This is a genomic window from Streptomyces halobius (assembly GCF_023277745.1).
In the GTDB taxonomy this organism is placed as follows: Bacteria; Actinomycetota; Actinomycetes; order Streptomycetales; family Streptomycetaceae; genus Streptomyces; species Streptomyces halobius.
The window spans coordinates 4,408,808-4,429,245 of the sequence record NZ_CP086322.1 but is presented as its reverse complement, the minus strand read 5'-3'; the positions used below and the strand labels follow the sequence as shown (position 1 = coordinate 4,429,245).

The following is a 20,438-nucleotide window of genomic DNA, read 5'->3' as shown; positions in this document are numbered from 1 at the left end:
CGACGCATGCGGACAGAGCGGTGCATGCGTCCGCGGACCGCGTGAAGTGACGCGGGCAGGTGCTGCCGATGCCGCGTCTGCTACCGATGCCGCGCCGTGCGGGCGCCAGGGGAAGGGACGGCTGGATCCGTCGAATGGGGATGAGCTGCCATGCCCTCAGGACATGGGCGAGGGTCGGGGAACGCCCTGGGGGAGGCTCTCAGCAGCGGAAAACGCTGTGATGGACGGGTAGTTCGCCTGATCTCGACAGGGGTACGGCCTGACGGCCGGTCAGCGGAGCGGTCACGGCGAGGCCGCCGACCTCCGGTACCGGCGCGGACGTTGACAGCGGTGTGGACAGCGGGCCCGGCACGGACACCGTGGCCAGCGCCCGCCCGCCGTGCCGGGGCCGGCAGTGGACGGTGCCGTGGTGCTCATCGGCCGCGCGGGCGGGGTGGCCGACGCGTTGGCCCGGGGCCGTCTCCCAGTGGCAGGCGGGGGAGGTGCCGACGGCGGCGAAGGCGGACGGTGTCAGTGCCGAGAAGCCGCCGCGTACGCCATGGACGACGGTGGGGAGGCCCAGGATGACGGCCGCGGCGAGGGCCACAAGCCGGCAGAAGACGCCGACCTGGATCTTCGCCATCGTCGCCCCCTCCGGCGTGGCTGGACAGTCGACCCCATTGTGTCCAAGCGGGCCTGGTCAAGGGCAACCCAATGCGTGACTGTCTCGTAAAAGTGGAGTTATCGGATTAAGAATGATCAATTCCGATCGCTCCGGCGGGCGCTGAGGGCGCAGAGCAAGTCATCGCGCGCCGCCGCCCCGCCCCGGAGTCGTCGGCCTTGTCCCCTGCGTCGGCGACCGCACCTCTTGAGTCGCCGCCTTCACCTCCTACGGTGGACGCGACCCCGCCACCGGCCTTGAGCTCACCCCTGGAGGCGACCCGACCGACGGCCCGGCTGCCGCCCATCCACGCCCACGACCTCACCGTCGTCCGCGACCCCCTCATCGTCACCGGCTGCGCCGCCCTCGTCCTCGCCCTCGGCGCGGCCACCCGCCGCCGTCCGGCGTGAGACCGTCCCGGCCCTCGGAACGCCACCGCGCCGCACCCCGCCCAAGTGCGAGGATGGCGGGAAACGGACCGGCACAGCGGAAAGGCGAACCCGCACGATGACCCAGAAGGTCGCAGTCCTCGGCACCGGAAAGATCGGCGAAGCCCTGCTCAGCGGAATGATCCGAGGCGGCTGGGCCCCCTCCGACCTCCTGGTCACCGCCCGCCGCCCCGAGCGCGCCGAAACCCTGCGCACCCGCTACGGCGTCGAAACGGTCGGCAACCCCGAGGCCGCCAAGTCCGCCGACACCCTGATCCTCACGGTCAAGCCCCAGGACATGGACGCCCTCCTCACCGAGCTGGCCCCGCACGTCCCCGCCGACCGCCTGGTCATCAGCGGCGCCGCCGGCATCCCCACCTCCTACTTCGAAGAACGGCTGGCCGCCAACACCCCCGTCGTCCGCGTGATGACCAACACCCCGGCCCTGGTCGACGAGGCCATGTCCGTCATCTCGGCCGGCAGCCACGCCACCGCCGCGCACCTCACCCTCGCCGAGGAGATCTTCTCCACCGTCGGCAAGACCCTCCGCGTCCCGGAGTCCCAGCAGGACGCCGCCACCGCACTCTCCGGCTCCGGCCCGGCGTACTTCTACTACCTCGTCGAGGCGATGACCGACGCCGGCATCCTCCTGGGCCTGCCCCGTGACAAGGCCCACGACCTGATCGTCCAGGCCGCCATCGGCGCCGCCGTGATGCTCCGCGACAGCGGCGAACACCCCGTCACCCTCCGCGAGAACGTCACCTCCCCGGCCGGCACCACCATCTCCGCCATCCGCGAACTGGAAAACCACGGCGTACGAGCCGCCCTCATCGCCGCCCTGGAAGCCGCCCGAAACCGCAGCCAAGAACTAGCAACAGGCAACGGCTGACTCTTCCTCTCCAACTGTGGGCGTGCTGCCAGGCCCTCCCCCCCCCCACAGCTGTGGGCAATCGTGCCGCTGGGGCGATGGGGGTCCCCCCCTTGCTCCTTCAGAGCTTGGGGGAGGGCGGGCGCAGAGGCACCCCACCGGCGGGTAGCCGAATCCCGAGCGGCCCCCCACCGGCGGGGCAGCCGCCCCAAGAAGCCCACGCAGCCGGGGCACCCACCCACCCGCACCAGCCACTCCCACCCCTACCCCCTCGACATCAACCCCACCGCCCGATAAGCCGCATCCACCCGCCCCCGAGCCATCACCCGAGCCCGCTCCGCCCCGGCAACCAACACCCCATCCACATACGCCGGATCCGCAGCCAACTCCGCATGCCGCCCCCGCACCGGCCGCAACAACTCCACCACCGCCTCCCCCACATCCCTCTTCAACGCCCCATACGACCCGTACTCCACCGCCAACCGCTCCGGCTCACCCCCGACACACGCCGCCAGCACATCCAGCAAATTGGCGACCCCCGGCCGCGCCTCCCGGTCGTACACGACATCGGAATGCGTATCCGTCACCGCCCGCATCACCTTCCTCCGCACCACCTCCGGCTCATCCAGCACATAGACGATCCCCGCCGTGCTCCCCCGCTCCGATTTCCCCATCTTTGAAGTCGGCCGCTGCAGATCCATCACCCGCGCCGCCACCTCCGGATGCGTCGCCTTCGGCACCACGAACGTCGGCCCGTACCGCTGGTTGAACCGCACCGCCAGATCCCGCGTCAGCTCCAGATGCTGCGCCTGGTCCTCCCCGACCGGCACCTCATGCGTCCCGTACGCCAGGATGTCCGCCGCCATCAGCGCCGGATACGTCAGCAGCGACAGCCGCACACCCCGGCCTCGTGCCGCCTCGCTCGCGGCCTTCTCCTTGTACTGGATCATCCGCCGCATCTCGCCGTCCGAGGCCGTGCACTCCATCAGATACGCCAGCCGCGCATGCTCATCCACCTGGCTCTGCACGAACACGGTGCACCGCTCCGGATCCAGCCCCATTGCCAGCAACAGCGTCGCGGCCTGCCGGCTCAGCCGCCGCACCCGCGCCGGATCGTGCTCCACGGTCATGCAGGTCGACCACACAGAACAGTGCGTCCGCCCGGTGCTGATCCACCTCGGCCAGCGCCGCATGGCCCCCAGGTAGTTCCCCAACGTCAGATGCCCGGTCGGCTTCACCCCACTGAAGACCCGCGTCATCCCTCTTCGTCTCCTTTACGTGTGTACGTACGAGGAGACCGCCGACCCCGACGGCCGGTTACGCAGAGGAGAAACGCGAACGGCCGCCGAAGCGGCGGCCGTGGTCATGCATGCGCTGGTGGTCGGCCGCCGTCAGGCGGGCCACCACTGCTGTACGGGCGCATGCGTAGTCATGTGCCCAAAGTACCTGTAGAACGCCCGCACGACAGCGGTTTGAAGCGTCTCACCCCCTCGTGTAGGGTTCTCCGAGTTGCCGCGGAGCCGACAGGCTTCGGACAACCATCCCGCCGCAACAGCGGCACACCACTACTGCACGGCCCCTCATCGGGATCGTTTTCGCATGCCGAAATTCGATTCCACTGACTCAAATCGAATCAATCGCTCGATCGACTCGATTTGAATCACCGAGGAATTCCGCTAAAGTAGTGACCACGCCGAAAGGCGCGGCAGTAAAAAGCCGCTCCACGGCAGCCCGACGGGATCGGAACTGAATTCGAACCGTGCGACTTTCGAGAAGCACCGGCCGAAATCAGCTCTGATACAGTCGGAGCAAGATCGAAAGGCGAAAGCCGGACGGTCGACCCCGCTCCAACAGGGGCCGGATACGGAAACGGATCTGGTAGGTTGGAAACCGTGAGGAAGCCGAGAGGCGGAATCGCACCGGCGGAAATCAGGACCGCGAGGATCTGGTAGAGTCGGAAACGCAAGACCGAAGGGAAGCGCCCGGAGGGCCTGGTGAAACAGGCGCGAAGGAAGCGTCCGTTCCTTGAGAACTCAACAGCGTGCCAAAAGTCAACGCCAGATATGTTGATACCCCGTCTCCTCTTGTGGAGATGAGGTTCCTTTGAAAGCCCACTCCGCTTTTGTCGGGGTGGCACACACAGCGAGGATGCTGTGAACCACCGGATTATTCCTCTGGTGGTTCCGCTCAACGCGAGTGTTCGACCGGATATCCGGTACACATTCACGGAGAGTTTGATCCTGGCTCAGGACGAACGCTGGCGGCGTGCTTAACACATGCAAGTCGAACGATGAAGCCGCTTCGGTGGTGGATTAGTGGCGAACGGGTGAGTAACACGTGGGCAATCTGCCCTTCACTCTGGGACAAGCCCTGGAAACGGGGTCTAATACCGGATATGACACACGGCCGCATGGTCTGTGTGTGGAAAGCTCCGGCGGTGAAGGATGAGCCCGCGGCCTATCAGCTTGTTGGTGGGGTGATGGCCTACCAAGGCGACGACGGGTAGCCGGCCTGAGAGGGCGACCGGCCACACTGGGACTGAGACACGGCCCAGACTCCTACGGGAGGCAGCAGTGGGGAATATTGCACAATGGGCGCAAGCCTGATGCAGCGACGCCGCGTGAGGGATGACGGCCTTCGGGTTGTAAACCTCTTTCAGCAGGGAAGAAGCGCAAGTGACGGTACCTGCAGAAGAAGCGCCGGCTAACTACGTGCCAGCAGCCGCGGTAATACGTAGGGCGCAAGCGTTGTCCGGAATTATTGGGCGTAAAGAGCTCGTAGGCGGCTTGTCGCGTCGGATGTGAAAGCCCGGGGCTTAACTCCGGGTCTGCATTCGATACGGGCAGGCTAGAGTTCGGTAGGGGAGATCGGAATTCCTGGTGTAGCGGTGAAATGCGCAGATATCAGGAGGAACACCGGTGGCGAAGGCGGATCTCTGGGCCGATACTGACGCTGAGGAGCGAAAGCGTGGGGAGCGAACAGGATTAGATACCCTGGTAGTCCACGCCGTAAACGTTGGGAACTAGGTGTGGGCGACATTCCACGTCGTCCGTGCCGCAGCTAACGCATTAAGTTCCCCGCCTGGGGAGTACGGCCGCAAGGCTAAAACTCAAAGGAATTGACGGGGGCCCGCACAAGCAGCGGAGCATGTGGCTTAATTCGACGCAACGCGAAGAACCTTACCAAGGCTTGACATACACCGGAAAACCCTGGAGACAGGGTCCCCCTTGTGGTCGGTGTACAGGTGGTGCATGGCTGTCGTCAGCTCGTGTCGTGAGATGTTGGGTTAAGTCCCGCAACGAGCGCAACCCTTGTTCTGTGTTGCCAGCATGCCTTTCGGGGTGATGGGGACTCACAGGAGACTGCCGGGGTCAACTCGGAGGAAGGTGGGGACGACGTCAAGTCATCATGCCCCTTATGTCTTGGGCTGCACACGTGCTACAATGGCCGGTACAATGAGCTGCGATGCCGTGAGGTGGAGCGAATCTCAAAAAGCCGGTCTCAGTTCGGATTGGGGTCTGCAACTCGACCCCATGAAGTCGGAGTTGCTAGTAATCGCAGATCAGCATTGCTGCGGTGAATACGTTCCCGGGCCTTGTACACACCGCCCGTCACGTCACGAAAGTCGGTAACACCCGAAGCCGGTGGCCCAACCCCTTGTGGGAGGGAATCGTCGAAGGTGGGACTGGCGATTGGGACGAAGTCGTAACAAGGTAGCCGTACCGGAAGGTGCGGCTGGATCACCTCCTTTCTAAGGAGCACTTCTACCGGGTCTTTCGGGGCTTGGTCAGAGGCCAGTGCATCAGCGAGTGTCTGATGCTGGTTGCTCATGGGTGGAACGTTGACTATTCGGCGCACTTGGTTGGTTGTCACTAGTACTGCTTCGGCGTGGAACGTGGGGATTGATGAGGTGGGTCGGGCACGCTGTTGGGTGTCTGAGGGTGCGGACTTGATGTCTGGCCTTCGGGATGCCGGCCCCAGTGAACTCGTCTTGTGTGGCGGGGTGGTGGGTGGCTGGTCGTTGCTTGAGAACTGCACAGTGGACGCGAGCATCTGTGGCCAAGTTTTTAAGGGCGCACGGTGGATGCCTTGGTACCAGGAACCGATGAAGGACGTGGGAGGCCGCGATAGGCCCCGGGGAGCTGTCAACCGAGCTGTGATCCGGGGGTGTCCGAATGGGGAAACCCGGCAGTCGTCATGGGCTGTCACCCGCTGCTGAACACATAGGCAGTGTGGAGGGAACGCGGGGAAGTGAAACATCTCAGTACCCGCAGGAAGAGAAAACAATTGTGATTCCGGGAGTAGTGGCGAGCGAAACCGGATGAGGCCAAACCATGTGCGTGTGATACCCGGCAGGGGTTGCGCATGTGGGGTTGTGGGAGTTTTCTTGATCGGTCTGCCGGCCGGTCGGCGAGTCAGAAACCGTATGGGTAGGCGAAGGACATGCGAAAGGTCCGGCGTAGAGGGTAAGACCCCCGTAGCTGAAATCTGTACGGCTCGTTTGAGAATCACCCAAGTAGCACGGGGCCCGTGAAATCCCGTGTGAATCTGGCGGGACCACCCGTTAAGCCTAAATATTCCCTGGTGACCGATAGCGGATAGTACCGTGAGGGAATGGTGAAAAGTACCGCGGGAGCGGAGTGAAATAGTACCTGAAACCGTGTGCCTACAAGCCGTGGGAGCGTCGCACAGGGACTTGTTCCTTGTGTCGTGACTGCGTGCCTTTTGAAGAATGAGCCTGCGAGTTTGCGGTATGTTGCGAGGTTAACCCGTGTGGGGGAGCCGTAGCGAAAGCGAGTCCTAAGAGGGCGTTGAGTAGCGTGCCCAAGACCCGAAGCGGAGTGATCTAGCCATGGGCAGGCTGAAGCGCGGGTAAGACCGTGTGGAGGGCCGAACCCACCAGGGTTGAAAACCTGGGGGATGACCTGTGGTTAGGGGTGAAAGGCCAATCAAACTCCGTGATAGCTGGTTCTCCCCGAAATGCATTTAGGTGCAGCGTCGTGTGTTTCTTGCCGGAGGTAGAGCACTGGATAGGCGATGGGCCCTACCGGGTTACTGACCTTAGCCAAACTCCGAATGCCGGTAAGTGAGAGCGCGGCAGTGAGACTGTGGGGGATAAGCTCCATGGTCGAGAGGGAAACAGCCCAGAGCATCGACTAAGGCCCCTAAGCGTGTGCTAAGTGGGAAAGGATGTGGAGTCGCAGAGACAACCAGGAGGTTGGCTTAGAAGCAGCCATCCTTGAAAGAGTGCGTAATAGCTCACTGGTCAAGTGATTCCGCGCCGACAATGTAGCGGGGCTCAAGTACACCGCCGAAGTCGTGTCATTCATACAGGAGCCCTAACGGGTGTGTGGATGGGTAGGGGAGCGTCGTGTGCCGGGTGAAGCAGCCGTGGAAGCGAGTTGTGGACGGTTCGCGAGTGAGAATGCAGGCATGAGTAGCGATACAAGAGTGGGAAACTCTTGCGCCGATTGACTAAGGGTTCCTGGGTCAAGCTGATCTGCCCAGGGTAAGTCGGGACCTAAGGCGAGGCCGACAGGCGTAGTCGATGGATAACCGGTTGATATTCCGGTACCCGCTATGAAGCGTCAGCGCTGAGGCTGGTGATGCTAAGCCCGTGAAGCCGCCGTGGATCCTTCGGGTGAAGCGGAGTGGTGGAGCCGGTGAACCGAGCCAGTAGTAGGTGAGTGATGGGGTGACGCAGGAAGGTAGTCCATCCCGGGCGGTGGTTGTCCCGGGGTAAGGGTGTAGGTCGTGTGGTAGGTAAATCCGCTGCACATTTATGGCTGAGACCTGATGCCGAGCCGATTGTGGTGAAGTGGATGATCCTATGCTGTCGAGAAAAGCCTCTAGCGAGTTTTGTGGCGGCCCGTACCCTAAACCGACTCAGGTGGTCAGGTAGAGAATACCGAGGCGTTCGGGTGAACTATGGTTAAGGAACTCGGCAAAATGCCCCCGTAACTTCGGGAGAAGGGGGGCCATTTCTGGTGATGAGTTTTGCGCTCTGAGCTGGGGGTGGCCGCAGAGACCAGCGAGAAGCGACTGTTTACTAAAAACACAGGTCCGTGCGAAGCCGTAAGGCGATGTATACGGACTGACGCCTGCCCGGTGCTGGAACGTTAAGGGGACCGGTTAGTCAATCTTCGGGTTGGCGAAGCTGAGAACTTAAGCGCCAGTAAACGGCGGTGGTAACTATAACCATCCTAAGGTAGCGAAATTCCTTGTCGGGTAAGTTCCGACCTGCACGAATGGCGTAACGACTTCTCGACTGTCTCAACCATAGGCCCGGTGAAATTGCATTACGAGTAAAGATGCTCGTTTCGCGCAGCAGGACGGAAAGACCCCGGGACCTTTACTATAGCTTGATATTGGTGTTCGGTTCGGCTTGTGTAGGATAGGTGGGAGACTGTGATCTCTGGACGCCAGTTCAGGGGGAGTCATTGTTGAAATACCACTCTGGTCGTGCTGGATGTCTAACCTGGGTCCGTGATCCGGATCAGGGACAGTGTCTGGTGGGTAGTTTAACTGGGGCGGTTGCCTCCTAAAGGGTAACGGAGGCGCCCAAAGGTTCCCTCAGCCTGGTTGGTAATCAGGTGTTGAGTGTAAGTGCACAAGGGAGCTTGACTGTGAGACTGACGGGTCGAGCAGGTACGAAAGTAGGGACTAGTGATCCGGCGGTGGCTTGTGGAAGCGCCGTCGCTCAACGGATAAAAGGTACCCCGGGGATAACAGGCTGATCTTCCCCAAGAGTCCATATCGACGGGATGGTTTGGCACCTCGATGTCGGCTCGTCGCATCCTGGGGCTGGAGTCGGTCCCAAGGGTTGGGCTGTTCGCCCATTAAAGCGGTACGCGAGCTGGGTTTAGAACGTCGTGAGACAGTTCGGTCCCTATCCGCTGTGCGCGTAGGAGTCTTGAGAAGGGCTGTCCCTAGTACGAGAGGACCGGGACGGACGAACCTCTGGTGTGCCAGTTGTTCTGCCAAGGGCATGGCTGGTTGGCTACGTTCGGGAGGGATAACCGCTGAAAGCATCTAAGCGGGAAGCCTGCTTCGAGATGAGGGCTCCCACCCACTTGATGGGTTAAGGCTCCCAGTAGATGACTGGGTTGATAGGCCAGATATGGAAGCATCGTAAGGTGTGGAGTTGACTGGTACTAATAGGCCGAGGGCTTGTCCTCAGTTGCTCGCGTCCACTGTGTTGGTTCTGAAGTAATGAACTCGCCGTTGCCGGCTGGAGTTGTTATTTTCATAGTGTTTCGGTGGTTATTGCGTTAGGGAAACGCCCGGTTACATTTCGAACCCGGAAGCTAAGCCTTTCAGCGCCGATGGTACTGCAGGGGGGACCCTGTGGGAGAGTAGGACGCCGCCGAACTATTTTTGGGCTCCGGTTCCTGAATCCTTTGTGGTTCAGGAACCGGAGCTTTTTTGCGTTTCCAGAAGTTCTCGTGCCCGGTCGCTTCGGGCGCCGCGATGCTGAGCCGACGGCTGCGCGAGGCATTCCCTGCCGAGGTGGTGGAAGAGACCTACGTCGTTGATCTGCTGGTAGCCGCCCGCCCCTGACTTTTGCGCCGCGTCGTTGACGGTCACGCAGCAGCGACGAGTGGTCGTCCGCCCCAGCAGAGCCCCTTCTCGCTGCGGACTCGGGCAGGGACTCGCGCGCGATCCGTATCGGATGCGCGACGTTGCGCCGCAGATGATCGGCGAGCTTACGGGGGTCTTCGAACTTGAGCGGTGTGTCGTCCCGAGTGGACTGACTGGCTGTCACGTTGCGTGAGGATCACGGGTGGTGGGGGGGGGGTGCCCTGACAGCAGGATGCCCGTGGCCATGAGTGAACCGCTCCGGGATCGGTGGATCCCGGAGCGTGAGGCTCTATGCGTTGGAGGCTGTAGTTCTATCGATCTTGAGTGCGATGTGATCGAAAGTGGCTCTCAGCGCAGTCCTCTACTTTCACGCAGACACGATCGAGACCGCCCTCGGCATTGAGAGGGGCGGTACGTAAGTTGATGTCTGGTTCGTCGTTGCAGTTGTTCAGCGAGGGCGGCGCTTGGCGAGGCGGCGAACGAGCAGAGGGACGACGGTTCCTGCCAGGAGGGCGGCGAGCGGTACGGCTACATTCACCCAGGGGGCTCGGAGGGGTTTGTAGGTGGCAGTGCCGTCTTTGATTTCGATGTAGCCGCGGGGGCGGGCGTCGGCTCCGCCCCCTCCTTCGCCGGTGTTGGCAGCTCCGGCTTCGGGGCTCGTGCCCCCGGCGAATCCGAAGGCGATTTTCGGCGACCGGAATGACAGTGATTCCGCCACTGGTGACGGGTTCGCCGAAGACGGCTGACACCGAGGCCCGGCTACCGGGAAAACCTCTGCTTCACCCTCGTCCTCGCCGTCGGCTCCGTCGCCAGCGCCGTCCTCGGCGGGCTCCTTCTCGGCGCGATCCCGGACATCGTCCTCATCCCCGCCCTCGCCCTGAGGTCCGGGTGCGGGTACTTCGGCGCCGCGCCGTGCCGGGCCGCGATGAACAGCGCGGGCGGGCACCGGGCGGGGCGAGGATGGCGGGCGCACGGCGCGTGGGACTGCCCATGGAGGACCGTGCGTTCCGCGCGCATCTCTCACGCTGGCCAGCTCGGGCCGCACCGACCTCGTCGACTTGCGCCCCTTCGTCACCGTGCCCGACGGCTTCGAGAGCCACCTGTGGACGGGGGTGAACTCACCCTCGTCCACAGCCGACTGTCGGTCACCGGAACGGCCGGGAACGGCCGCGTTACGAGGCGGTCGAACACCGGCCGCTCGGCGGCTGACGGCCCGAGCGAGCCGGGCGTGCTACGCGCGGATCTTGTAGTAGATGCTGGACCTGATGACCTTGGCCCCCTGGAGGACCTGGGCCCGGAGCTGGAGCTTGTGGCCTTCGGCGAGGTTCTCGGTTTTGCGGACGCTGTAGCCCGCGGTGTGACCGGAAGTGCTGGCAGAGCGGTAGTGCTTGGGCGCTCCGGAGGCCTGGACGACGGTGCCGGAGATGGCATAGCCGTCGCGGTACTGGTCACGGACGTAGAGGGTGTCACCCTTGTTGCTGGACGAGGCGGGGTAAGAGTCGGGGTCGGCCGCCCAGACGACCACGCCGGCTACGGCGCCATTGTTCCGCACCAGGATCTTCGCCGAGCCGTCCGACTTGTACGAGACAGTGAAAGTGATCTTGGAGGCTGCCTGGGCGGGCGTGGCCAGGGTGGTCATGCCGGTTGCGAGTATGAGGCCCGCCGTCCCCGCTGCGACAGTCCGCTTCACGCGACGCCCTGCGCCCGTCGCCATACGCGCCTGGCCCTGTCGGTGCCAAAAGCTTCTCATGCTTGCTCCCCATTCCGGGTTTCCAATTGCGGTCTCAAAGGTGGGTCACGACTTGAGCACCTCTGCTGTTCCTGTCTAAGGAACTTGCCTGACGTCCACGACTCGGAACCGACGTCGAGACGCGAGCGCGACTAAGATCATTCCACTCCAGGTTGGGCCCACCAAGAGGCATTGAGAGATATGGGAGATTGTGGGACGATCACGCCTCTGACCTGCTGAGATGCGCCGTCCCATGATGTCGCTACGGGACACCACGGGACGGGTTGCGTCCAGGAAACGTGCACGGGGTTTGCTCCGGTCGCGGGATTGGGCGGCGACGGGAAGGGCAGTTGCGGCGTCGGTGCCGCAGGGGACTACGGACCGTCAGCCCCTACGACACCACGAGTTCGACCTCAGTAAACTGGGTCTTCAAAGTTGAGTGGTGCGGAGGTGTCCGCGGGCTCGGCGTGTGGTGACGCAGTGTGTCCGTAGTCGTTGGTTGTCGGCATTGCGGAAGCCGAACGCGTTGCGGGCGACGAGCTTGATCACGCGGTTGATGCCCTCGCTCTTGGCGTTGCTGTGCCCGGTGTCGATGAACGCTTCGATCTCCGGCCACCAGCGGTCGACGGTGACGGCGAGCTGCCTCACCTCGGGGATGTCGGAGTCCGCGCACCAGGTGAGGAACTTCCAGCGAGCGTGGCCGACTTGATGGCGGTCGGCGCCAGTGCGGGCGAGCGCGAGGAGGTTGCGGAGGTTCTCCTTGGCGATCCACGCCGTCAGCAGGATCTGGCCGATCCTTCCCTCGCCCAGCAGTGCGTTCCACATCGTGGCGAACTGCTCGTCGGTGAGATCCTCTCGGTTGCGCAGCAGGCGCCGTCTGGCTTTCCACTCCGGGTCACTGGCGCGTCCGCGCCGGCCGCGGGTCTCGGCGGTGGTGCGGCGCCTGACCGTGGACAGCATCTTGTTGGCGAGCTGGACGACGTGGAAGTGATCGACCACGACGGTGGCGTGCGGGAGACCGGTGCGGACGGCGGCGCGGTAGGTGGTGGACATGTCGATGGCCACGTACTCGATGTTATTTCTCCAGGCCAGCGGGGTGGTTGCGAGCCAGGCGAGCACATCGGCGACGGTGCGGCCCTCGACCTGGCTGAGCAGGCCGCCGGCGCCGAGCGCGTCGACGAACCCCGTGTGCCACCGATCGCGCGTCAGCATCCATTTGCCCGTGGCGGGGTCCTGTTCCCAGCGCGGCCGTCCGCGCCGGGTCTCGTCGATGCCCAGCACCTTCACCTCGGGCAGCGGCGCCTGGGTGACCTCGTGTGCGGCGGTGCGGAAGGCGTCCATCACGGTGGGCCAGGACAGGTGCAGGTCACGGGCGGCCTGGATGACGGTGGAGGCGGCGTCGCGTATCCGCCGCCCGGCGGCACCGCGCAGCCGCATGGTGATCCGCGCGCCAGCCGGTAGCTGCGGGATCTGCTCGGTGAAGGACCGGCGCGGGCAGTCGGGCTCCCGGCACCACCAGCGGCGTTTGTGCCAGCGGAACTCCAGCCCGCTCCCGCCGTACGGCAGATCGCGGGGCCGGGTCGTCGCGGAGCCCTTCACCCGGGTGGCGAACACCCCGCACTCGGGGCAGGCCCGTGCCTGCTCATCGGCGGTGATCAGGTGCACCCGGCGGGGTGCCGTCCTCCAGCCGCTCCACCCGCGCGACGGCCAGGCCGTCCAGGTCGAGCAGCGACGTCGTATCGTTGTCCAAGCCCGTGGTTTCTGGGTGATCGTTCTGCGTCGAGAACAGAAATGATCACTCATGGCCACGGGCATCCTGCTGCCAGGGCAACCCCCCCACCACCCGTGATCCTCACGCAACGTGACAGCCAGTCAGTCCAGTCGGGACGACACACCGCTCAAGTTCGAAGACCCGCTTACGGATCGACCAGCGACTGAAGGGCTTGCCGAGCTTCGTGGGGCGGGTGGTGGCCGTCTGGATGACGAACTCCTCGTCGCCAACCGTGAGCAGGCGGGGCCGGCCTGGTGCTGTGTGGGGCGATTCATGGGGGGATCAAGGCATCGGCAGGGGGTGATGGGGCCAACGGGCGCGGGCCTGTTCCTGGGAGCGCATGGTGGCGAGGGTCAACAGGCCCCGTGTGCCGTCCGTTTCGAGGAGGGCGGGGAGTGCGGGCAGCGGGGCGAGGGCCGCGATGTCGTCCAGGACGAGGGTGAGTGGTGGGTCGAGCCGACCGTCGGATGACCGTTCGGCCATGCGGCGGCCGTGCTCGACCACGCTGGACAGGAGTGCGGTGAGCAAGGGCATCGCACCCGGATCGGTACGCGGATCCTCGATGGATTCCCCTACCACGTAGAGAGTTCCCCCCTCGTTCACGAAAGATTCGAGGAGGAGGGAATCCGCCCGGAGCGGGGTGCAGGCGTCGCGGATATGGATCGAGGAGAGGGAGCTGAGGGCGCGGTTCACCAACTCCGTGGCGATTTCGCGGCGTTCGGGGTGTGCGGTCAGGACGGACTCCAGCTCGCCCGCTTGGCCGGCCGACGCCTTGGTGTCGGTGCGCAGGATGCGTACGGGCTCTTGGGCGGCGCCGGTGGCGTGGGCCCAGCGGTGGAGCTGGCGGAACGGGCGGCCGTCCACCGCGGCGGCGTGCAGCCAGCAGCGGAGCAGGGTCTGGGCGGCGTCCGCGACGGCCGAGTCCAGGGCGCTGGCCGGTCGTACGGGGGCCAGCAGGGCGGCGGCACGGGCGGTGGCGGTGGCGGTGTCCTCGCAGCCGGAGGTCGGCGACCAGCGCAGCCGGGCCGGGGTGTCGAGCCGGTGGGTGGGGTCGTAGGTCAGCATCGGGCCGAGTTTGGCGCGGGAGTCCTTGGTCTCGGACCAGAGGGCGGGGTCGGTGGTGGCGACGATCAGCGGGCCCTCGGCGGCGGTCGCGGCGGCGAGAGCGGCGGCGCGGGCGGTAGTGCGGTGAGAGGAGAACTGGAGTCGGGGGAGGGTGAGTTGAAGCCCCAGGGAGGTGGTGGCTGCGGCCGGGGGTTCGGTGCGCTGTTCGGGGAGCGCGGTGTCGCCGGGGGACGGGGGTTGTGCGGTCTCGGGTTTGTGGAGCGAGGCCGGGGTGGGGCCCGTGGCCGGAGGGGGAGTTGGCGCGGCCGTATCGGATGGTGGTGCCGGGGCGGGAGCAGGGGAGGCAGGGGCCGGGGAGGCAGCTGCCGCAGCGCCGGCCCCTGTGGCCTCACCAGCCGTTTCGCGGGCGCCCTGAGCTGGCTCACGAGACATCTCCCGAGCCACCTCCTGGCCCGCGCCCGGCGCCGCGTCCCGGGCCGGCTCCTCACTCGCGTCCCGGCCCGTCTCCCGAGGCCCTTCGCGCGCCTCGCGAGCCGCCTCGCGCCGGGCCTCACGTTCGGCCTCGCGCCGGGCCGCGCGTACCGCCCGATAGCGTGTGATCGTCCCCAGCGTGAAGATCGTCAGGACCAGCAGCACCATCAGCTCGCCGATGAGTATTCCCCAGAACAGGCCGTAACCGGAGAGCTGTTCCGCTGGGGTGTCGGGCCAGGCGGCGGTCAGGTTGTGCGGGGCGGAGACGAGATGGCGCAGGGCCATGGGCGTGCGGGTGTAGGTGACGTGGTCGGGCCAGGCGCCGTGCGCGACGAGGCCGGCCAGGCCGGTCGCCGTCCATACCAGCAGGGTCAGTCCGAGGAGGAAGGCGAGCAGCCCGACGAGCAGGGCGTCCGGGATGCCGCGCTCCCGGCCGCCGCGCCCACCCCCACCGTCCCGCTCGTCACCGCCACCCCGGCCGCTCCGGCCGCCGTACGCACCGCGCCCGCCCCGGCCATCCCGGCCGCCGTACGCGGCGTACCCATCGCGGCGGTCGTACCCATTCCCACCGCCATACGTGCCATACCCGTCCCGGCCGTTCCCCGGGCCCCGTCCATATCCGTGACTCACGCAACCGTCTCGCTCGACTCGTCTCTCAACCGCCGTTCCATCGCCAGGGCTTCGGCGCGCGCCTCGGCCTCGGCGTCCGCCGCCCGTTGGACGGCGAGGGCCTCGTCCGAGAGCGGCGAGGAGGCCTCGGTCATCGCCCGGTCCGTGTAGACGAGGGGACGTTCGGCCTCGGTGATGAGGTGTTTGACGACCTGGACGTTGCCGTTGACGTCCCAGACCGCGATGCCGGGTGTCAGCGTCGGGATGATCTCGACCGCCCAGCGGGGGAGTCCCAGCACCTGGCCTGTGGAGCGCGCTTCGTCGGCCTTCTGGGCGTAGATCGTCCGCGTCGACGCCATCTTGAGGATCGCCGCGGCCTCGCGTGCGGCCGCGCCGTCGACCACATCGCTGAGGTGGTGGACGACCGCCACGAAGGACAGGCCCAGGCGGCGGCCGAACTTGAGCAGCCGCTGGAAGAGCTGGGCCACGAAGGGGGAGTTGATGATGTGCCACGCCTCTTCCACCAGGAAGATGCGTTTTTTGCGGTCGGGGCGGATCCAGGTGTGTTCCAGCCAGACACCGACGATCGCCATCAGGATCGGCATCGCGATGGAGTTGCGGTCGATGTGCGAGAGGTCGAAGACGATCAGGGGGGCGTCCAGGTCGATGCCGGCCGTCGTCGGGCCGTCGAACATACCGCGGAGGTCGCCGTCGACGAGCCGGTCCAGCACCAGCGCCACGTCCAGGCCCCAGGCCCGTACGTCGTCTATGTCGACGTTCATGGCCTCCGCCGACTCCGCCTCCGGGTGGCGCAGTTGCTCGACGATATCGGTCAGGACGGGCTGCCGGTGGGGGAGGGTGTCGGTGCCCTCGGCGGAGCCGAATTCATTGAGCACTGTCGCGTGCGCGACCTTGAGGGCGAAGCCGGAGCGTTCGTCCAGCCCATGGCCCATGGCGACCTCGATGATCGTGCGGAGCAGGGCCAGCTGCCCGGTGGTGGTGATCGACGGGTCGAGGGGGTTGAGACGGATGCCGCCGTTGAGGGCGGCGGTCGGGTCCAGGCGGATGGGGGTGATACCCAGCTCCTGCGCGATGAGGTTCCACTCGCCGACGCCGTCCTCGCCCTGGGCGTCCAGGACGACGACCTGCCGGTCACGGAACCTCAACTGCCGCAGCACATACGTCTTCTCCAGCGCGGACTTGCCGTTGCCGGACTCGCCGAGGACCAGCCAGTGCGGGGCGGGGAGCTGCTGCCCGTAGAGCTGGAAGGGGTCGTAGATATAGCCCTTGCCGCTGTAGACCTCGCGGCCGATGATCACGCCGGAGTCGCCGAGGCCGGGGGCGGCGGTGGGCAGATAGACCGCCTGGGCCTGGCCGGTGGAGGTGCGTACGGGCAGCCGTGTCGTCTCCACCTTCCCGAACAGGAAGCTGGTGAACGCGTCGGTCAGGGCACCGAGCGGGTCGAACATGGCCATGACGTACGCGCCTCCCAGGGGCTTTAGCGGCGTTCAGCGGCGTTAGCGGCGGATCCCGGTCGCGAACGGCAGGGTGTTGACGAAGGCCCGGTGGTGCTCGCGGTCGCACCACTCCAGTTTGAGGTAGGACTTGCCGGCCGAGGCCCGGATGGTCCGCTTGTCGCGGGCGAGCGCCTCGGGCGAACGGGCGGAGACGGTGAGGTAGCCGACGAGGTTGACGCCGGCGGCGCCGGACGCCAGGTCCTCGCCCCGCTGGTCGACGCGCCCGTGGTGGGCGACGTCCCGCGGGTCGACGACCCGGTTCATCTTCACCGCGCGGCTCGCCTCCGCGTCATCGTTCGTCTTCTCCGTCAGCATCCGCTCGATGGCGACCTCGGTGGGCTCCAGGTCCATGCAGACGGCGACCGTACGGATCACGTCCGGGGTGTGCACCAGGAGCGGCGCGAGGAAATTGACGCCCACCGGGGTCAGCGGCCATTCCTTGACCCAGGCGGTGGCGTGGCACCAGGGCGCGCGGGTCGACGACTCACGGGTCTTGGCCTGGAGGTAGGTCGGCTCCGTCGCGTCCAGCTCGGCCGGCCAGGCGTTGCGCCTGCTCATCGCCTGGATGTGGTCGATGGGGTGGTCCGGGTCGTACATGGAGTGCACGAGGGAGGCGAGCCGGGCCTGGCCGAGGGGTTGGCGGACCCGGATGTCGGCCTCCGCGAGCCGGGCGCAGATGTCGGTCAGCTCGCGGGCCATCACGACGGCGAGGCCCGCGTCGCGGTCGAGCCGCTGACGCAGCAGGCCGGTGCCCTGAGGGCGGGCGGCGCGCGCCATCGTCAGCGCCTCGGCGGCCAGTTCGCGGGTGTAGTGCATACACGCGACGAGGTAGGCGCGGTGCTGCTCGGAGGAGGTGGAGACCATGGACTGCAGCTGGTCGTAGGAGTCCTTGAGCCAGCGGGGGGCCTGGGCATCGCCGCGCTGGGCGACGTCCTTGGCATGCGCGTCCGGGTCGGCCGGGAGCGTACGCGCCAGCATCTGCAGCCGCGTCACGAAACCGTCCCCGTTGGCCACATGCTTGAGCAGCGTCCCGAAGCGGTCGACCAGCGCCTCTTGGTCCTCGCTGTCGCGCAGGCCGACGCCGGGGCCCTCGACCTCGATGGCCGCAGTGACGGTTTTGCGGTCGGCGTGCAGCAGGACGGCGATCTCGTCCGGCCCGAACGGCGCGGACAGCCAGTTGATCCGGCCGATACCGGGCGGCGGCCCGATCTCGACCTCCCGGCCGTCGAACCGGGTGCCCGCCTCGACCGCGCCGGACCGGTAGACGGCGCCGCCGCGCCGGACCGTACGGCGGAAACTGCGGTTGATCTCGAACCACTTGTAGAACGTCCGGCCCTTGTACGGCACATAGACGGCGGCCAGCCCCAGCAGCGGGAAGCCGGTGAGCGTCACGATCCGCAGCGGGAGGACGGGCACCAGCAGCCCGCACATCATGCCGAGGAACGCGCCCGCGATGATCAACGCGATTTCGCCGGTCTCACGGTTCTTGCCGACGATCGCGTTGGGCCGGGCGCGGCCGATCAGATAGGTGCGCCGGGGCGCGATCGGGTGGGACTGCGTGCTCAACGCCCATCATCTCCTGCTGTCTTGCCGGTGCGGGCGCCGCGGCCGGTGTCGGGGCTGGTACGGGGAGCGGGCGCGGTGATGCCGGTACGGCCGCCGCTCGTACGGGAACTGTGCGCGGCGACGCCGCCGGACACGGAATCGGCGGGCCGGGACTGCCCGCCCTGCGCACCTCCGCCGCCGTCCCCGCCGCCGGAGGTACGGGAACTGTGGGTCTTGATGCCCTGGGACACGAGGGCGGCGGGGGAGCTGATGACGGCGGCGGCCTTGCCCTCGGCACCCTGCATGATCCGGTTGTTGCGGGCGTTGGCCATGTCGTCCCCGAATCCCGGGACGAAACGGTAGATCACGGCACTGGCGAAGATGGCGAGGATGATGATCGCGAGCCCGGAGACGACGGCGGAGAGGGCGCTGGGGCCCTCGCCCGCGGAAAGCGCGCCGGCGATGCCCAGCACGATCACGATGACCGGTTTCACCATGATCACCGCGATCATGATGCCGGCCCAGCGGCGGACGTGCCCCCACAGGTTCTTGTCGACCAGCCCCGCGTAGACGACGGTCCCGAGCAGCGCGCCGACGTACAGCAGCGCGGCCCGGATCACCAGCTCCAGGCACAGCACACCGGCGGCGGCGATGGAGACCAGGGACACCACGATCAGCATGATCGGCCCGCCGCCGATGTCCGTGCCCTTCGTGAGCGCCTCCGAGAACGCCCCGAAGAACGTGTCGGTCTGCGTGCCCGTCCCCTTCGCGATGACCTCGGTGACGCCGTCGGTCGCCGAGACGATGGTGTAGAGGATCAGCGGCGTGAACGCGGACGCGAGGACGGTGAGCCAGAGGAACCCGACGGCCTCACCGATCGCCTCGGTGAGCCGCACGCCCCGTACGGCACGCTTGGCGACGGCGAGCAGCCACAGGACGAGCGTCAGGACCGTCGAGGCCGCGAAGACGACGGCGTACTGACGGAGGAATGCGGCGTTGGTGAAGTCGACCTGGGAGGTGTCCTTGACGATGTCGGAAAGCTTGTCGACGATCCAGGCGGCGGCTTTGGCGCAGCCTTTGGCCAGGGATTCGAGGGGGTCTAGGGGGTTGTTGTCCAGGGGGTTGGTGGAGGGGGGCTTGGGGGCGCCGGAGCCTTTGTCGGATTGGCAGTAGTCCTTGGCGGGGCCGACGATCAGGTCGCAGTTGTCCTTGGGGGACGGACTGGGGCTCGGGGCGGCCATCGCGCGGGTGGCCAGCAGGAACAGGGCGGTCTGTGCGGCCGTCAGCGCGCCTGTGATTGTAAGGGCGCGCCTTCGCTGGTTACCGCGCATACGTGAACCCTCCGTACTGTTCAACCGCTTCGGCGATCTGGTCTGCGCCGGACGTCTTGTTGTCCCCGTTGACCGGGGCGGGGCCGTCCTGCTGTGAGAAGCCGTCCACTTTCCAGTCGCCCTCTGCCCACTTCAGTTGGAGGCGCATGGTGAACCAGTCACTTGTCACCGGCGTGGTCGACTTCGCGCCGGCCGTGCCGAAGAGGCCGGTGCACCACACTTCGAGGTTCGCGGTGTCGCCCGAGAGCTTCACGAGCCTGGTGCCGACGGGCACGGTGCGCGAGATGTAGGTCATACCCTGAGCTGCGTCGCCGTTCGCGTCGAGCCCGAGCTTCTTGAGGAAGGCCGTCGAGTACGCGGCGTCGAGCTTGCCCTGCATCTCGTCGACCTTGGCGGGCACGAAGACCTTCTCGACGATCGCATGGCGCTCTTCGGGCTTGAGGATGTTGGCGGAAACCAACGCCACCGCATAATTAGCCGCCGCCGACTGCGTCCCCTGCTCCGTCTTCGCGAAGCCCGATGCGATCCCGCCCGTCTTGGCCTCGACGGGCGTGATGCCCGTAGGAGCGGTCGGCTGGGTCCCAGCGCCCTTGGCGGAATCGTTCGACGCCGACTCGCCGGCCCCGCCCCCGCCACGGTTGGCGAACGCGATGGCCGCTATCAGCAGCACCACCACACCCACGATCGTCACGAGGTTCCGGCTCGACACACCGGCCCGGGACCGCCGCCCCTGCCCGTAGACATCACCCTCACCATCGGGAAATCTGGTACGCGTCTGCCCCGTCCCCTGACCGAGGTGGCCCTCGCCGCCGTAGCCGCCATCGTCGCTGAGACTCATCGCGCCTGTGCCCCCTCTGCCGGCATCGCCGCCCCTGCCGTTGTT

The 20,438-nt window shown here is 66.2% G+C and carries 12 protein-coding genes and 3 rRNA genes; 6 read left to right on the top strand and 9 right to left on the bottom strand.

Annotated features, from left to right (window positions below):
• Positions 1 to 199: 199 nt before the first annotated feature.
• Positions 200 to 622 carry a hypothetical protein gene (locus tag K9S39_RS20160; RefSeq protein WP_248864765.1) on the bottom strand — a complete coding sequence of 141 codons (423 nt, stop codon included), beginning with the start codon at positions 620 to 622 and terminating at the stop codon, positions 200 to 202.
• 251 nt (positions 623 to 873) lie between these two features.
• On the opposite strand from K9S39_RS20160, the gene K9S39_RS20155 reads away from it, so the two are divergent.
• Both K9S39_RS20155 and proC read left to right on the top strand, forming a co-directional pair.
• Complete coding sequence (locus K9S39_RS20155; protein ID WP_248864764.1) at positions 874 to 1,050, top strand: hypothetical protein; 177 nt, start codon at positions 874 to 876, stop codon at positions 1,048 to 1,050.
• A gap of 97 nt (positions 1,051 to 1,147) precedes the next feature.
• Positions 1,148 to 1,957, top strand: coding sequence for a pyrroline-5-carboxylate reductase (proC, locus tag K9S39_RS20150; RefSeq protein ID WP_248864763.1), 810 nt, complete (start codon positions 1,148 to 1,150; stop codon positions 1,955 to 1,957).
• Between the two features lie 242 nt (positions 1,958 to 2,199).
• Here the strand turns inward: proC and trpS are convergent, their stop codons facing one another.
• Positions 2,200 to 3,195 (bottom strand): tryptophan--tRNA ligase, encoded by a 996-nt coding sequence (gene trpS / locus K9S39_RS20145; RefSeq protein ID WP_248864762.1) that lies wholly within the window; start codon positions 3,193 to 3,195, stop codon positions 2,200 to 2,202.
• 963 nt (positions 3,196 to 4,158) lie between these two features.
• Between trpS and K9S39_RS20140 the strand changes: the two genes are divergently transcribed.
• The 4 genes from K9S39_RS20140 to K9S39_RS42135 all read left to right on the top strand — a co-directional run bounded on the left by K9S39_RS20140 (position 4,159) and on the right by K9S39_RS42135 (position 9,496).
• A 16S ribosomal RNA gene (locus K9S39_RS20140) occupies positions 4,159 to 5,687 on the top strand.
• A 306-nt stretch (positions 5,688 to 5,993) separates the two neighbouring features.
• Positions 5,994 to 9,114: ribosomal RNA gene (locus K9S39_RS20135) — 23S ribosomal RNA — on the top strand.
• A 77-nt stretch (positions 9,115 to 9,191) separates the two neighbouring features.
• Positions 9,192 to 9,308 (top strand): 5S ribosomal RNA (gene rrf / locus K9S39_RS20130).
• The 16S, 23S and 5S rRNA genes sit together here, the layout of an rRNA operon.
• Before the next feature lie 53 nt (positions 9,309 to 9,361).
• On the top strand, positions 9,362 to 9,496 hold the full coding sequence (locus K9S39_RS42135; protein WP_283112525.1) for a hypothetical protein: 135 nt from the start codon (positions 9,362 to 9,364) through the stop codon (positions 9,494 to 9,496).
• A gap of 1,252 nt (positions 9,497 to 10,748) precedes the next feature.
• Here K9S39_RS42135 and K9S39_RS20125 read toward each other — a convergent pair.
• The 7 genes from K9S39_RS20125 to K9S39_RS20095 form a co-directional block, all read right to left on the bottom strand.
• Positions 10,749 to 11,156 (bottom strand): hypothetical protein, encoded by a 408-nt coding sequence (locus tag K9S39_RS20125; RefSeq protein ID WP_248864761.1) that lies wholly within the window; start codon positions 11,154 to 11,156, stop codon positions 10,749 to 10,751.
• Positions 11,157 to 11,675: 519 nt separating this feature from the next.
• Complete coding sequence (locus K9S39_RS20120; RefSeq protein ID WP_248864760.1) at positions 11,676 to 12,911, bottom strand: ISL3 family transposase; 1,236 nt, start codon at positions 12,909 to 12,911, stop codon at positions 11,676 to 11,678.
• Positions 12,912 to 13,299: 388 nt separating this feature from the next.
• Positions 13,300 to 14,973 (bottom strand): type VI secretion protein, encoded by a 1,674-nt coding sequence (locus K9S39_RS20115; RefSeq protein WP_454896432.1) that lies wholly within the window; start codon positions 14,971 to 14,973, stop codon positions 13,300 to 13,302.
• Between the two features lie 206 nt (positions 14,974 to 15,179).
• Positions 15,180 to 16,631, bottom strand: coding sequence for an ATP-binding protein (locus K9S39_RS20110; RefSeq protein ID WP_248868867.1), 1,452 nt, complete (start codon positions 16,629 to 16,631; stop codon positions 15,180 to 15,182).
• Between the two features lie 48 nt (positions 16,632 to 16,679).
• Positions 16,680 to 18,245, bottom strand: a complete 1,566-nt coding sequence (locus K9S39_RS20105; RefSeq protein ID WP_248864758.1) for an SCO6880 family protein — start codon at positions 18,243 to 18,245, stop codon at positions 16,680 to 16,682.
• Positions 18,242 to 19,555 (bottom strand): hypothetical protein, encoded by a 1,314-nt coding sequence (locus K9S39_RS20100; protein WP_248864757.1) that lies wholly within the window; start codon positions 19,553 to 19,555, stop codon positions 18,242 to 18,244. Before K9S39_RS20100 ends, K9S39_RS20105 begins: the two co-directional genes overlap by 4 nt.
• Entirely contained in the window at positions 19,545 to 20,393 is an 849-nt protein-coding gene (locus tag K9S39_RS20095) for a hypothetical protein (RefSeq protein ID WP_248864756.1), read from the bottom strand. Before K9S39_RS20095 ends, K9S39_RS20100 begins: the two co-directional genes overlap by 11 nt.
• Positions 20,394 to 20,438: the final 45 nt, after the last annotated feature.

Excerpts from the sequence above, each read along its gene's own strand:
- K9S39_RS20095 (WP_248864756.1), bottom strand. The coding sequence starts at position 20,393 with ATGAGTCTCAGCGACGATGGCGGCTACGGCGGCGAGGGCCACCTCGGT.
- proC (WP_248864763.1), top strand. The coding sequence starts at position 1,148 with ATGACCCAGAAGGTCGCAGTCCTCGGCACCGGAAAGATCGGCGAAGCC.
- K9S39_RS20100 (WP_248864757.1), bottom strand. The coding sequence starts at position 19,555 with ATGCGCGGTAACCAGCGAAGGCGCGCCCTTACAATCACAGGCGCGCTG.
- trpS (WP_248864762.1), bottom strand. The coding sequence starts at position 3,195 with ATGACGCGGGTCTTCAGTGGGGTGAAGCCGACCGGGCATCTGACGTTG.
- K9S39_RS20110 (WP_248868867.1), bottom strand. The coding sequence starts at position 16,631 with ATGTTCGACCCGCTCGGTGCCCTGACCGACGCGTTCACCAGCTTCCTG.
- K9S39_RS20125 (WP_248864761.1), bottom strand. The coding sequence starts at position 11,156 with ATGACCACCCTGGCCACGCCCGCCCAGGCAGCCTCCAAGATCACTTTC.
- K9S39_RS20160 (WP_248864765.1), bottom strand. The coding sequence starts at position 622 with ATGGCGAAGATCCAGGTCGGCGTCTTCTGCCGGCTTGTGGCCCTCGCC.